Below are 14,844 nucleotides of genomic sequence, written 5' to 3'. Positions count from 1 at the left end.
CAGCTATGCCCTCAATTTGACATTGAACTTACGCTCAAGAGCAGCGATTACACGTTCAATGACCTGTTTGATCTCTTCATCTACTAGAGTGCGCGATGGGTCTTGAAAGGTCAACCCCAAAGCGATACTTTTTTTCCCAAATTCAATATGTTCAGTGCCTTCATATATATCAAAAATTTCGCTCATGATCAATAAATGTCCAGAATTTTGAGCAATTTCTTCTTCAATTTGCGAAGCTTCAACGTCTCGATCTACTACAACGGCAAGATCACGACGAACCGTAGGAAATTTAGAGACTGATTGATAGTGAGGTAACTTTGTCTTTGTAAGGGCTTCAAGTTCTGTCTCAAACAGGTAAGGAATGCTCCCAAAGTCTAACTCTCGCATCAGCACAGGATGCAAGGCGCCCAAATAGCCGATACAAGCTTCTTTAAAGTAGAGAGCGGCGGATCGTCCCGGGTGCAAGGCAAGGTGCTCTGCTCGTATAAAACCGAAATCCTTTTCAGCGTGGGTAAGGGAGAGTAGGGCGCTGAGGTCTCCTTTCATGTCATAAAAATCGACTGGCCGTTCTTTTTCTCCCCATTGCAAGTTACTGGCATTCCCCACAATCAAACCAGCAATTTTAGTTATTTGCTGCCATTTTCTTTTTCGATAGATAAAACATCTGCCAATTTCAAAAAGTCTCACGCGCTCAATTTGACGAGATTGATTGTACTTCGCTGCAGTAACAAGCCCAGGCCATAAACTATTGCGCATGACGTTCATATCCTTCCTAATTGGGTTAGAAAGAGCAAGGGATTCCAAATTGGGATTAAGCTTATTCTGCAATTTATCATCCACAAAACTATAATTCACGGCCTCGTTATACCCACGGTCAACCATTAAACGCCGGATCCGAGCCAAGCTTACTTCTGTCTCCACTACGGGTGACAAAGCCATTTTACGTTTCATAATAGTTTGAGGAATGCGTTCATAGCTGTACAATCGCGCTACTTCTTCAATTAAATCCACTTCTTGAGTAATATCAAAACGATAACTCGGCACGGTTACTTGCCAGCCATTTATTTCTGGCTGAAGGGTCATCCCCAAAAAACATAAGATCTGGTGAATCTCTTTATCAGCAATTTCTACCCCTAAGAGGTGCTTAATTAGTTCACGACGTAAACCGACTTTTTTAATGGAGGGAAAAGTTTCTTCAATACGTTGATCTTCAATGGGACCTGGTTTTCCACCCGTAATGGTTAATAATAATTCCGTTGCACGCTCCATTGCAAGTTTTTGCAGTTCGAAATCCACACCTCGCTCAAATCGATACGAAGAATCTGTATTTAAACCGTAATGTCGTGCCGTTAACGCAATATTACTTGGCGTAAAATAAGCACTTTCCAAAAAGATATTTTTTGTTTTTTCATTAACGGCCGAATTAGCGCCCCCCATAATGCCTGCAATAGCGTGTGCTTTGTTTTCATCTGCAATAACTAAAGTGCGATTATTCAAAATAACTTCGTTTCCATCGATCAAAGTAATTTTTTCATCGGAACTTGCATAGCGCACATGAATCTCGCCAGACAATTGATCGAAATCGAATGCATGCATAGGTTGACCCCATTCCAACATCACATAATTCAGGACATCTACAACAGGATGGATGGAGCGTAATCCACTACGGCGTAATCGTTCTCGCATCCAAAGCGGAGTTTGGGCATCACTATCAATATCGCCAATAATCCGACCTACATAATGCGGACAAGCTTCTTTGGCTTGTATCCCAATAGGAAAAACAGGATCGATGATGGGTGTTACGCGAGCTACTTTAGGTGCTTTCACAGAAAGCCGATTAATGGCGCCTACTTCATTAGCAATTCCTCGTACGCTAGCACAATCACCTCGATTAGGAGTTAGGCCAATATCAAAAATAGAATCCTTTAATTGCAAATAATCGTGTAAATCTTTGCTGACAGGAGCATCGGAAGGAAGCTCCATGATGAGTCCGTTTTGATCCTCCGACAAGCCGAGTTCACGTTCTGAGCATATCATTCCATGGGAAACCATACCTTGCAATTTGGTTTTTTTAATTTTCAGCTCACCCACTCGACCACCAATTAGAGCAACAGGGACCTTCAAGCCAGCGCGAACATTTGCTGCTCCACAGACAATTTCTAAGGCCTCGCTTTCCCCCACATTGATTCGGCAAAAGGACAGTCGATCCACATCGGGATGTTTTTCTGTCGATAACACTTCTCCTACCACCACCTTTTCAAAGGAGTGAGCAATAAAATTGACAGAGTTGACCTCTAAGCCAAATAAAGTAAGTTGTTCTGCTAAGTGCTCCGTGTTAACTAAGGGATTTACCCATTCACGAAGCCAAATTTCACTTAATTTCATGGATTAAAACTGCCTCAAAAAGCGTAAGTCATTTTCAAAAAAGAGACGCAAATCGGGTACGCCATAACGCAACATAGCTAATCGATCCAAACCAATACCAAAAGCAAAACCATTATATTCATCAGGGTCAATGTTCACGTTACGTAAGACATTGGGATGAACCATACCGCAACCCAATACTTCTAACCAGCTGTCGGTAGCCGGTTGATAAATATCAACTTCGGCTGAAGGTTCGGTGAAAGGGAAATAAGAAGGACGAAAACGCAAACGAAATTCGGTTTCAAAAAAACAATTTAAAAATTGCTGTAATAAGCCTCTTAGGTCTGCAAAAGTACATTGTTTATCTACTACAAGGCCCTCTACTTGATGGAACATGGGGGTGTGGATGGGATCAAAATCGCGTCGATATACTCGCCCTAATGCAATTAGTCGAATTGGTGCGCCGTGTTTTTTCATTTCACGTATTTTCACATTGGAAGTATGAGTTCGTAATAACTGATCATCTGAAAAATAAAAGGTATCTACCATTGTCCGGGCAGGATGACTTGAGGGAATATTTAATGCCTCAAAATTATGATACTCGTCTTCAATTTCTGGACCCTCGACAATCTGAAAACCTAACGAAGTAAACAATTGAGTTACTCGTTCAGAAACTCGAGCAATAGGGTGGATCGTGCCAAGGCTGGCATAACGACCACGGAGAGTAACGTCAATTTTTTCTTGTGTTAATTTTTTATAAAGGGCTTTTTCCCGCATCTGTGCAGATTTCTCAGTGAGTAAAGTCTGAATTTCATACTTAACTTCATTAATCGACTTTCCGAATTGAGGGAACTCTTCGGGGGAAAGTTCCGCTAATGATTTGAGCAATTGGGTGACTTCCCCCTTTTTGCCGAGATAATTAAGACGGATTTTCTCCAACGTCAGCTCATCAGTCGCTTCGTCAATGGATTTTTTAGCAGTTTGTAATAAAGATTTTAATTGAGCCTGCATGGTTCCACGCATCATCATTCACTTAATGCACGCTTGGCTTTCTCAGCTAATTTTCCAAAGACAACTTTATCCTTAACGGCTAAATCCGCTAATATTTTTCGATCCATAAGAATCGCCGCTTTATTTAAGCCATTTATCAGGCGACTATAGGAGAGTCCGTGCTTTCGTGCAGCCGCATTAATACGAACAATCCATAAAGCACGAAATTGACGCTTTCGCTGTTTGCGATCACGATAAGCGTACTGGGCCGCTTTAATTACGGCTTGTTTCGCCACACGATAGATCCGACTGCGCGCACCATAATAGCCTTTTGCTTTACTCAATATTTTTTTATGACGGGCCCTTGCGGTAACACCTCGTTTTACCCTTGTCATGTTATCTCTCCAGTATAAAAATTCTTAAAAGCAAGTCAAACTCTCAGCATTTTCTCAATTGCCTTAACGTCGCTTTTAGTGACTTGATGCAACTTGCGCAACCGACGTTTCCGTTTTTGCGATTTTTTTGTTAAAATATGATTATGATTAGCCGCAGCTCGCTTAATAGCGACTCGACCCGTTGTTTTAAACCGTTTCGTAGCTCCACGATTAGTCTTTAATTTCGGCATCACTCTCACTCTTCGTTTTATTACTCTCACCTTTGCCTTTCATGACCACCATTGTCATTTGGCGACCTTCCAGCTTTGGCTCTTGTTCGATAAGAATACTTCCTAAATTGCGCTTGACGCGATTTAGCAGCTGCAACCCTAACTCTCGATGTTGCATTTCTCGTCCTCTAAAACGCAAACTCACTTTTACCTTATCCCCACGTTCTAAAAAAGTTGCAATTTTACGCAACTTAACCTGGTAATCCCACACATCTGTTGTGGGACGGAATTTCACTTCTTTAAGGTGAATTAACCGTTGCTTTTTCTTTTGAGCTGCTTTTCGTTTGCTTTGCTCAAACTGATACTTACCAAAATTCATAATACGGCAAACGGGTGGTTTAGCCGTCGGAGAAACTTCAACTAAATCCAATCCTGCTTCTTCAGCGAGGGTTAAAGCCTGATCAATTTTCACGATCCCAATTTGCTCGCCCTTCTTGTCAATCAATCGCACTTCCGGGACACGGATTTGCTTATTAACGCGTGTTCGTTTCGATCTGATATGTTATCTCCTCAAATAGTTAAGTTAATGCTTAGTTAATTCTACCGACGACTTTCTGCTACGCTGATTAATTTCTGCCTGCAATTGGGAAGCAAACTTTTCTAACGTGAGACCAGTCGGCTTTTCATCACGTTCCAATGCGCGTATTGCGAGGGTTTTATCGGCGACTTCGCGGTTACCAATGATAACCTGATAAGGTAAACGCGCAATAGTGTGTTCGCGGATTTTAAAGCTGATCTTCTCATTTCTCAAGTCCGATATAGCCCTAATGCCCAGATTTTGAAGATTTTCTACGATTTCCTTGACATAATCGGATTGCTGATCGGTAATATTCATGACTACCACTTGAACAGGAGCTAACCAGAGGGGCAGTTTTCCAGCATACTCTTCTAATAAAATCCCTAAAAAGCGCTCAAATGAGCCCAATATAGCGCGATGGACCATTACAGGAGTTCTTTTAGAGCCATCTTCGTCAATGTAATGTGCCCCCAATCGTTCCGGCATCGAAAAATCGACTTGCACGGTGCCGCATTGCCACATTCGCCCCAAGCAATCCCGCAAAGAAAATTCAACTTTCGGTCCATAGAAAGCCCCTTCTCCTGGCAAGATCTTCCAATTCACACTCTTTTCGTCCAATGCTTTTGCCAAAGCTTGCTCCGCCTTAGTCCATACTTCATCACTCCCAACTCGCTTTTCGGGCCGGGTAGATAATTTATAAATGACTTCATTAAAGCCGAAATCGGCATAGACTTGATGCAACTGATCGATAAAAGCCAACACCTCGCCTCGGATCTGTGCCTCCGTACAAAAAATATGCCCATCATCTTGAACAAAACCGCGCAACCGCATTAAAGCATGTAAAGTACCTGACGGCTCATTGCGGTGGCAGGCACCAAATTCGGAGTAACGAATGGGTAAATCACGATAGCTTTTGATTCCTTGATTAAATATCTGAACATGGGCCGGACAGCTCATTGGTTTAATAACATATTGCTGGGGTTCCATCGACAATCTAAAAATATCATCGCCGAATTTCTCTAAGTGACCCGATTTATCCCATAACTTTGCTTCCATGAGCTGCGGAGTATTGACTTCCTGATAACCGTACTTGTGGGCGAGATTGCGAATATATTCACGCATTTGAAGGATAATGCTCCACCCTTTCGGATGCCAAAATACATTCCCCGGCGATTCCGATTGAAAATGAAATAAATCCATTTTCCTCCCGAGTACCCGATGGTCACGCTTTTCAGCCTCTTCAAGACGATGCAAATAGCTTTTTAAGGCTTTAGTGTCAGCCCATGCCGTTCCATAAATTCGCTGCAACATTTCGTTTTTACTATCGCCTCGCCAGTATACCCCTGCTAATTTTATTAATTTAAAAGCTTTCAATAAACCCGTACGTGGTATATGAGGGCCACGACAAAGATCAATAAAATTACCTTGCTGATAAGCCGTTACTATTTCCTCTACAGGAATATCACGGATAATCTCAACCTTATATTTCTCATTCATCCCTTTAAAAAGGGCTAAAGCTTCTTCACGAGTTAATACTTTTCGTTCCACTCTTAAATTAGCCTCTACAATCTCATGCATTTTTTTCTCAATTTTTTCCAGATCCTCAGGGTTAAAAGAACGTTCAAAAGCAAAGTCGTAATAGAACCCATCTTCAATTACTGGGCCAATAGTGACTTGGGCCGTCGGAAATAATTCTTTAACGGCATGAGCTAAAAGATGCGCCGCAGAATGGCGGATAATCTCCAGCCCTTCGAGATCTTTATCAGTAATAATTTTAAGAGAGGCATCTTCTTGAAGAAGATAGGATGTATCCACCCAGCAATCATCGACTTTTGCTGCTAATGCCACCCTAGCAAGCCCAGCACCAATAGACTCGGCGACTTCTTGAACAGTCACAAGTTCAGAAAATTCTTTTATGCTTCCATCCGGAAGTTTGATCACTGGCATAATAAAATCCTTATGGGAAAGTACGCAAGATGTTAACATCCTGCTATTTTTTTGACAATTTAAGACTTCGTAAAGCGTTAACCCCTTCTTAAGGCATATTTTTCTTTTTCTCAATTTTGGTTGGTTTTTTCTCATTTTGGAGGTTTCTCATTGAAGAAGTTCATTTTTTAGCTAATTTAAAAAATAAAATTCTCCTCACATTCATCATTGAATCGGAAAATAAGTTAAATTTCACTAATTTCAAGTTTATACTAGGCGTCATTACATGCGACCCTACCACATGTTTACAGATATAAACTAATACTCTTACTCTGCAAGAACTAACAGAACAAGAAAGAGAAGCATGAAAGGCAGTTATTGTCTGATTACAACAGGCCCTTGACGAAGGAGACTTATTGGAACTTCATTTTAATCTTACTAAAAATGGAGGGAAGAGAAATAGTGAGAAAAATCTATCGGGTTGAAATAGAATGAAGAGTAGTATGAAAGGATACCTATCAAGAATAGTTACAAAGAATTATCCAGCTCAAAGTACTTCAGCAAAAAAAAGAAAGTTTTATTAGAATTTGTAAGAAAACATACATTCTCCCCAAGTCGTTGAAGTAGCGGACGAAGAATGGAGCGGTTTGCAGAGTCAATTCGAAGAAGCTTTTAGGACAAAAATTCAGACCTTCCCTCAAGAATTGGCAGAAAATCAGACCGACGTGCAAATTATCTAATCGATCCTAGAAAAAGAGTCATTAGAGTCTCGCTTCTTCGATGACTATTCTATAGGGCTCTCTAATAGAGGATTTCTATGACATCAAAAAACAAATTAATAGTCTTTTGATAGAAGCAGAGAAATATGAAAGTAGGACCAAAAAGATTTTGTTCTCTTTGGAAGATAAAATTTTCTCTATAGAGAGTAGAATCGGATCCATTAAACTTATTAAATATGCCTAAAATAATGCCTAAAATAGATATTTTTATTTTCGTCAAGAAAAAATAGAAAAAGAGTTTTCTCTATCCATACTAAAAATTTTGTACCACAGAAACGTTTTCACTAAAATAGCCATACCCTTCATTATCGCCCATCTTTTTTCACAAATAATCGAGAAGGTAACTCCATTAACTGACGAACAAAAACGTGCGGAAACGATTCGGATTAGACTTGCGAAAGAGACTATCGAATGGCACAATCCGAAGGAACTTCGTTTAACACTAGGATGTGATGTTTGTGCATACTGGAAATTTAACTTTCATGTACCACGAATGGAAAGATATTCCTAGTTATTAAAGATTGTAATTGAAGTTACACTATTACGCCGAAAAGAAATTATTCACAAAAAAGTAAAAAATAATTCTTCATTATCCAAAAAAATGGACGAACTAATTACAGAATTATATCAGCCAATTTCAATTCCCTGATTAATGGATCATGAATTTCGATTGATGATTCAAAAATATATCGAACAACGCTTAGAGAGAGAACGAATGAACGCACGGGGAAATTTGTTACAGGCTATCAACTTCCCTATAGCTCTTTTTAAAATTCAAAAGAAGTAAAGGGAACTTCTTATTCAAGCAGAAATTTATCAACACGAACAACAAAAAGGAGCTTACAACAAAGAAAAGGAAAATTATGGAAAGCGAAAATCTGACGGCACAAGAAATGACGATTGTATAACGTTTATGGAGAACGAAGCGAAATACATGTTGGAATATTATATACATAGTGTCGAAGTAAAGAAAATCCAGAATTAAGAGAAGCTCATTTAGAAATGGAGGTAACTGGAGCTAAAATAACCGAGATATCATAGATACCCTTAGATTAGTGTCTTATAAATAGAGAGGATACTGATCATCAAACAAAAACACAAACTTTATTCAAAAACACAAACCTTATTCGCATATGCCCTAGAGCAGTATTCTCAATTACCCGAAAGCAATCGAGAAGAAAAAAGAAAGAGCATTTTTTAGAGAAAAATTTTTCGGCTTCTGCTTGAACACGGAAGCCAAGTTCGACCTAAAGTATTGAAAGTAATGAAGTTAGACTAGCACTTACTAGATTTAATACTAGGTTTTATTTATAAGCCCACACTCTACATGACAGCCATGCGTAAATACTTGCGAACTTATGTTCAAGAAAGCCAAAAACAAATCATAAGCTGGGAATGGCGCTTAAAGCACAGTTTAGAAATATGGCGTTCAAATAAGCCTAGCTTAGAAATAAAAGAAGAGCGTCGCTAAACGATCTAAACGATCCAAAAAAGGCTTCTTCCTTTCCTCACCTTATTGATCCCACAGCAAAATTTAACTTCATTGCATCAAAACCTATCAGAAAAGATTTAGGAAGAAAAAAATTTGGCAACTCGATCTAAAAATTTATATTTATTGATGAAATTAGAGAAATTAGAAACGGCTCGAAGGAATGGGAAAATTCTTAGGTATCTGCTTCCCAGCGTAGACTGCTTAAAACGGATTCGGGTTCTCAAACAGAGTTAGGAGAGATAAGGAGAATCACCTATGCGAATCGGTCTTGATTCCAATTTAGTCCAGGAGTTTAGTGTTTTCGGTCTTCCTTTTGGATCTTCGTTAGAAGAAGTCAAGAAGGCCTATAAAAACTTTAACTCTCCAGAACACTCCCGATAAAGTCTCTCTAGAAAAAAGAAGAAACCACCAAAAAGATAGCAGAACTTATTGAAAGCTATCGAATACTAATTGCTCACTTTACTCACTTAAAAAGAAAAATTCCACTATCAAAAATTAACAGAAATAACCAGAAATGTTTGAGACTCTCTTTTCAGAGATTATAGAGAGAGTATAAATTCGAACTATAAAAAGTTCAACAATTCCTTCATATTTTAAATATCTATCAAAAAACTGAATTAAAAAAATTTTATAAAAATTTTATTGTAATCTCGAGGAAGTTCTGAAAGATTTTCCAAAAATTTTCACGCCCTCTTTCCCGGAAGCTACTGAAAATAAGCCATCCCAACTTAATTTCCCACTTTTTTGTACTAATCGCTCAAAAAGTTCCATAAATAGTCGAGTAATTTCACGGCAAAAAAATAAAGGTCCTTAGGAAATTTATTTGCCAAATTTTATAAGAAAGTCTCCCTGCATACTTCAGTTTCGATCTGAAAAAATAGCGTATTTCGAGAGAGAGTCTAATTACTATATTTTAATATTCGGCGAATTAGGGATAGAAGCTTCTTTATTATGACGAACAATGCAAAGAACAAGTTATTCCAATTATCGACATTCCCTGGTCTTATTGAACAATTAAAAAATTTTCCATATAATTTTAACGAATCTCATCAAAAATTATGAAGCAAAAAAACTGAGACTGCCGCCTTAGTATCTTCTTACCACCGCTCTCACTATTTTCGATTTTTTAGCTCCTGAAGTTTTTTTCTGATCGCTTTCCTTCAACGCCTCCTGAAAAAGATCGCTTTAAAAAATAAAATTTTTTGATGATTAACGTTATAAATTCTACTAAATCCACCATTACGAAGTGGTAGATCATTTATATAATATATAACACGACCAATGAATCCATAACTCATCTTTATATAAATCAATATCAACAACGCCTGCAAAACGCTGAACGGAATCATAGTCTTTATGATCTTAATCGAAGCAAGGTTTTTTATTTCTCGTGAGATGATAGTCTTACACTAGCGATAGTGTTGCCCAACATTAAACAGCAATCTCTGAAATTTAAAAACAAAATCTCAGTCGACTCATTATTTTCAACCCAGAAAATAATTCAATAAAGACTTTTTGACGTTTTGTTTACAATAGCTATGATATTTCGTACCATTAGGTATTCGACTTTGATCTCAACGTCAATCATGGTTGTTGGATATCCAATCCCAACGTGTATGAACCTTTGTTCCACTATTTTAAACTAATCGACACGTTTTTTGAAAGTGAAGTTAAAGAAAAATCGAGTCAATATCTCGATAATTTTTCCAAAGCTATTGATGCTTCAATTTACCGAGAAATTTATCAATTACAAAAGCAGTAAAAAACTAGATAAGGTAAAGCTAAATCAATTAAATACTTTCCTTGAAAATGCTGTCGCTTTCATTAAAGCTGCCCTAGGAAATTATTTTTCTGATGGGTTATATAATGACATATTTAATATTGTTGATCCAAATTATTTAAAAATACTAGTAGTAAAATGGCTCGATCATAAAAAAATTTTAGAAGCTTTACGGACCTCTTTACAGAGATATCTCGATGAAAACTTAAATACTAAAGTTTACAAAAATATTAAAGATGCACTTGAGTCACTAAAAGATCAATTTGAATACTAACCTTTCTAGAACGAAATTAGAAGAAGAGATAAATAAAGAAAATAATCTTATCTTCAAAGAAAAAGTGTGAAATATATTAAATCAAGTAGATGCTGTTAAAAACCTAATTATAAAGAGTGAACTGAGGCTCTACAGTTAACTTCCCAAACGATAAAAAATAAAAGTAATGCTAATACGGAAAAATTGATTGAGTATGGAAATAAATTTCATAAAAATTTTTTCGACCATTGAAGAGATTAGGTAGGTTGTTGGCAGTATTTAGCGGTATAATAATGTTATTTAGCACTTTAATTAAATATACTTCAATAATCTTTCCTATTTTGATTCCTCCAATAGGTTTTTGATTAGGCTCTAGAATAGTGCTATAAGGCTTGGGCAGTTTAAGGCAGTTTAATATCAGCTGCTGGTCTTTTTTGCTCGATTTATAGATCTTTTCACCGAAAAGGTTTGTCAAAAGCCATTCTTGAGTTCGGAGAAGACATAAAAAACAAATGATGAGATCAGGTCTTTAATTATGACAGGTTTTTAATAAAAACCTGTCATAATTAAAGACCTGATCTCATCACATCACTTTACATAGAAAACAAACCCGCATTATTCTACGGTGTTTCTTGAATATTCTAACAGCTGCCCGGTCACACACTGAGTAAGTGGTTAGCCTTTAATCCAACTCAACAATATCTCCGTTGTTGATTATTGAATTAGTTTCGCCTTGAGTATTGCGGTACATGGAGGTCACCCCTGACATTTCATTTGCATACCAACAAAATTGCCAATAGGCGGTGCTGTCATAGCATTATTATTTATTTCTTTAGATTTGAAAAAATAAATTGATCGATTAGTGAGGCTCTGGATTTTGCAGGAAACCGCAAATAAATCCACGTACCATACTGTTCCTTTTTAACTAAAAATACGTTCTATATTTTCGTTCTATATTTTGATTCCCTGCCTTAACTACTAAAGGAAAAGCTATAAATGTAATTACGTATACAGAAATAAATAAAACGCATACAAATAGTATTATCCTACCGTTTATACCTATCGCAACGTTTAAAATAACACCCCGATACCGTCTATTTCTCTATATCCTTGTTAATTAATGCGTTTTTTAAAGCCTCAGCTTTAGTAAGTGTCTCTTCATATTCTGAAAGAGCATCCGAATCTAGAACAATTGCTCCACCCACTTGAAATGTAACTATTTGATCTTTAATAACATAAGTTCGAATAAGAATTGAAGTATCCATATTACCATCAAACCCAATATACCCCACACTGCCGCAATAAGGTCCTCGTCGTGTAGGCTCTAATTCTTCAATTATTTCCATAGCTCTTATTTTAGGAGCGCCTGAAATAGAACCTCCCGGAAAAGCCGTTCGTAATAAATCGACAGCCTGATACTGATTTTTTAGTTTTCCTTCAATAACTGATACCAAATGATGGACTGTCTCATAACTCTCTATCTGACAATACGCGGGAACATGAATCGAATTAGAAAAACAAACCTTCGATAAATCATTTCGCATTAAATCCACAATCATCGTATTCTCGGCACGATCTTTGATGTTCGTCGCTAGTTGCTGAGCTAATACCTTATCTTCCTTTGCATCATGCGAACGCTTAATAGTTCCTTTAATCGGCCTTGTTTCCACTAAACGATCTTGCATTTTTAAAAACCGTTCGGGAGAACTGGAAACAATAGCTGTGTCATCAAAACGAACAAAAGCTCCAAAAGGCGCAGGATTTATTGCACGAATTCGTTGATAAAGCGAAAATTCTGAATTATCTGGAAAAATACACTGGAATCTTTGTGACAAATTCACCTCAAAGATATCGCCGTCCAAAATATAATGACGACATTTCTCTACTGCTTCCATATATGTTTTTTTAGTAAAGTACCCACGAATATTATTTTCCATCACTGATGGTTCGTCAATTAATTGTCGAGTTTTAACATTTTCCAATTCCTGCAAACACCAAAAAAGACGTAACTGCGAACGACGTTTTCTTTTTTCATTATTTTTTTCAGGCAATCCGGAAGAAATAACCCATGCTTGTCGTTTAACATGATCAAAGGAAATGATTAAATCATAAAATCCTACTGCCAAGCGTGGATAACGCATGTCGTCCACAGCATAATCTGGTAAATTTTCCAAATTCCTTATTAAATCATAGCTAAAAAACCCCACCACCCCTCCTTGAAAAGGAGGCAACTCAGGGTTTAACGAGAGTGATAATGATTTTAATTTATTATTCAGAAACATAAAAATATTTTCTGTCGCAACCACCTCATTATTAAAATAAATTCTATCATCCCGATAAATAAGCGTAGCGAATGGATCTATAGCAATATAACTGTATCTTCCCAGTTTCGGATCAAATTTCATGCTATCTAAAAAGACAAAATAATTTAATTTGTGGAAAATCACAGCGTATTCAAATGGATCTCGATAAGGGATAGAAGCCCAACAAGGCTGCTCTGTATTCGACATTTTCTTTACCCTTGCTATAGTATAAATCACTAAAACCCACGAACCTTCGCTGGGAGCGGTGCAGCTAATTTGTTTTGTCTCTCGTATTGTGTAAAATCTTTCACACTATGATTCTGCTCATCGATAATTATGATTCCTTCGTCTATAACTTAGGTCGATATTTTGAGATCTTAGGCCATCCGATATTAATATATCGTCATGATAAAATCACCCTCACCGAAATAGAAACGCTTAAGCTCTCTCATATCGTAATCTCCCCGGGCCCTGGGGGCCCACTCAAACCGGCATTTCCCTTGATGTTATCAAACACTTCTCCCCTCATATTCCTCTTTTAGGAGTATGTCTGGGACATCAAGCTATCGGATATGCCTTTGGCGCACAGGTATGCCGTGCTCATTACCCCATGCATGGGAAAGCCAGTCAGATCTACCACAATCAACAATCTCTTTTTTTTAAAATTCCTAATCCTTTTTCCGCAGGTCGCTATCATTCGCTCATCATAAGCAAAAATCAGATCCCTGATTGCTTGGAAATTATGGCAGAAAGTCAAGAAGGCGAGATTATGGCGATTCGCCATCGTGTTTATCCCACATTCGGCGTACAATTTCATCCAGAATCTATTTTGACAGAACAAGGGCTCCAATTAATCGATAATTTCATTACTCTATCTTAATGAAGATTCTAATAAACAGCAATGTTGCCTCAATGGATTCACCAGTCATTCATAGTGATGACCGAGGATTTTTATTGGGAGATGGTTTATTTGAGACTATTAAAGTTGAAAAAGGGCATTTACTTTTCTTTCAGGAACATTACCATCGGCTGGCAGCTTCCGCTTTAAAATTAGAAATTTTTTTAAATTCTCCCTAATCGAACTGAAAAACCAATGCAAACAACTGTTAGAAATTAATCGAATATCGACAGCAGCTTCTCTTCGAATCACCTTGAGTCGAGGCCCTTCGCCAAGAGGGATTCAAGCACCTCTTAATCCATACCCTACCTTATTGATCACCGTTACACTTTCTAGCTCATCCCGTCCAATTTCGCCTACACTGTACGTTACAGATATTAAGCGAAATGAAGCTTCTCTTTTAACCCAATTAAAGAGCTTAAATTGTTTAGAACTCATATTAGCAAGACAAGAAGCTATTAAAGCAGGATATCACGAAGGTTTAATGCTTAATACGAAAGGTGCTATCACTGAAACAAGCATTGGAAATTTATTTGCTTTGATTAATCAAAAAATATTCACTCCTCGAATTGAGGACGGTCTTTTGCCTGGAATTACCCGAGATACAATTATCAAAATTGCCGCTCAAATAGGAAAACCGATAACTGAGAAAACCCTATATCCCGAGGATCTTTTAAAGGCCACTGAAATATTTCAAACCAATAGTCTTATTGAAATTCAATCCTTTTCCAAAATTAATGAACATCCACTTTTAACTAAGGAAAAGGCAACTATAGCCAATTTCTTTTTCGAACAGTATGAAGCCTATAAAGATAGGCATATGAAAATTAATCAAATTGAAAGCTAAGAAATTAGCTATCGCTAACTATCGCTAAATC

Annotated in this window: 11 protein-coding genes and 1 pseudogene; 5 read left to right on the top strand and 7 right to left on the bottom strand. The window is 37.5% G+C overall.

Going from position 1 to position 14,844, the window contains the following annotated elements:
• Positions 1–3: 3 nt before the first annotated feature.
• From pheT to thrS, 6 genes are read right to left on the bottom strand one after another with little or no spacing between them, the layout of a single operon-like run.
• Positions 4–2,385 carry a phenylalanine--tRNA ligase subunit beta gene (pheT, locus tag MRH55_RS02095; RefSeq protein ID WP_304985824.1) on the bottom strand — a complete coding sequence of 794 codons (2,382 nt, stop codon included), beginning with the start codon at positions 2,383–2,385 and terminating at the stop codon, positions 4–6.
• 3 nt (positions 2,386–2,388) lie between these two features.
• Positions 2,389–3,375, bottom strand: a complete 987-nt coding sequence (pheS, locus tag MRH55_RS02090) for a phenylalanine--tRNA ligase subunit alpha (protein WP_304986088.1) — start codon at positions 3,373–3,375, stop codon at positions 2,389–2,391.
• A gap of 14 nt (positions 3,376–3,389) precedes the next feature.
• A complete protein-coding gene (gene rplT / locus MRH55_RS02085; RefSeq protein WP_304985823.1) occupies positions 3,390–3,749 on the bottom strand; it encodes a 50S ribosomal protein L20 in 360 nt (119 codons plus the stop codon).
• 35 nt (positions 3,750–3,784) lie between these two features.
• Positions 3,785–3,979, bottom strand: coding sequence for a 50S ribosomal protein L35 (rpmI, locus tag MRH55_RS02080; RefSeq protein ID WP_304985822.1), 195 nt, complete (start codon positions 3,977–3,979; stop codon positions 3,785–3,787).
• Positions 3,960–4,517, bottom strand: a complete 558-nt coding sequence (infC, locus tag MRH55_RS02075; RefSeq protein WP_304986087.1) for a translation initiation factor IF-3 — start codon at positions 4,515–4,517, stop codon at positions 3,960–3,962. Before infC ends, rpmI begins: the two co-directional genes overlap by 20 nt.
• Positions 4,518–4,541: 24 nt before the next feature.
• The gene (gene thrS / locus MRH55_RS02070; RefSeq protein ID WP_304985821.1) at positions 4,542–6,482 is read right to left on the bottom strand and encodes a threonine--tRNA ligase; all 1,941 of its coding nucleotides are present in this window, start codon (positions 6,480–6,482) and stop codon (positions 4,542–4,544) included.
• A gap of 1,410 nt (positions 6,483–7,892) precedes the next feature.
• Between thrS and MRH55_RS02065 the strand changes: the two genes are divergently transcribed.
• Together MRH55_RS02065 and MRH55_RS02060 are read left to right on the top strand one after the other, a co-directional pair.
• The gene (locus MRH55_RS02065; protein WP_304985820.1) at positions 7,893–8,027 is read left to right on the top strand and encodes a hypothetical protein; all 135 of its coding nucleotides are present in this window, start codon (positions 7,893–7,895) and stop codon (positions 8,025–8,027) included.
• 2,423 nt (positions 8,028–10,450) lie between these two features.
• Positions 10,451–10,786: a hypothetical protein gene (locus tag MRH55_RS02060; protein WP_304985819.1), complete on the top strand. Its 336-nt coding sequence runs from the start codon at positions 10,451–10,453 to the stop codon at positions 10,784–10,786.
• 1,073 nt (positions 10,787–11,859) lie between these two features.
• Here the strand turns inward: MRH55_RS02060 and pabB are convergent.
• A complete protein-coding gene (gene pabB, locus MRH55_RS02055) occupies positions 11,860–13,275 on the bottom strand; it encodes an aminodeoxychorismate synthase component I (RefSeq protein ID WP_304985818.1) in 1,416 nt (471 codons plus the stop codon).
• A 107-nt stretch (positions 13,276–13,382) separates the two neighbouring features.
• Between pabB and MRH55_RS02050 the strand changes: the two are divergent.
• From MRH55_RS02050 to MRH55_RS02040, 3 genes and pseudogenes are all read left to right on the top strand, one after another.
• Positions 13,383–13,948 (top strand): annotated as a pseudogene (locus tag MRH55_RS02050) (anthranilate synthase component II).
• 32 nt (positions 13,949–13,980) lie between these two features.
• A complete protein-coding gene (locus MRH55_RS02045; RefSeq protein ID WP_304985817.1) occupies positions 13,981–14,145 on the top strand; it encodes an aminotransferase class IV in 165 nt (54 codons plus the stop codon).
• Entirely contained in the window at positions 14,118–14,813 is a 696-nt protein-coding gene (locus MRH55_RS02040) for an aminotransferase class IV (RefSeq protein ID WP_369421473.1), read from the top strand. Before MRH55_RS02045 ends, MRH55_RS02040 begins: the two co-directional genes overlap by 28 nt.
• The last annotated feature ends 31 nt before the right edge of the window (positions 14,814–14,844 follow it).

Origin of the sequence: Coxiella-like endosymbiont (assembly GCF_030643785.1) — a bacterium.
In the GTDB taxonomy this organism is placed as follows: domain Bacteria; phylum Pseudomonadota; class Gammaproteobacteria; order Coxiellales; family Coxiellaceae; genus Coxiella.
This window is presented reverse-complemented; position numbering and strand designations above follow the sequence as displayed.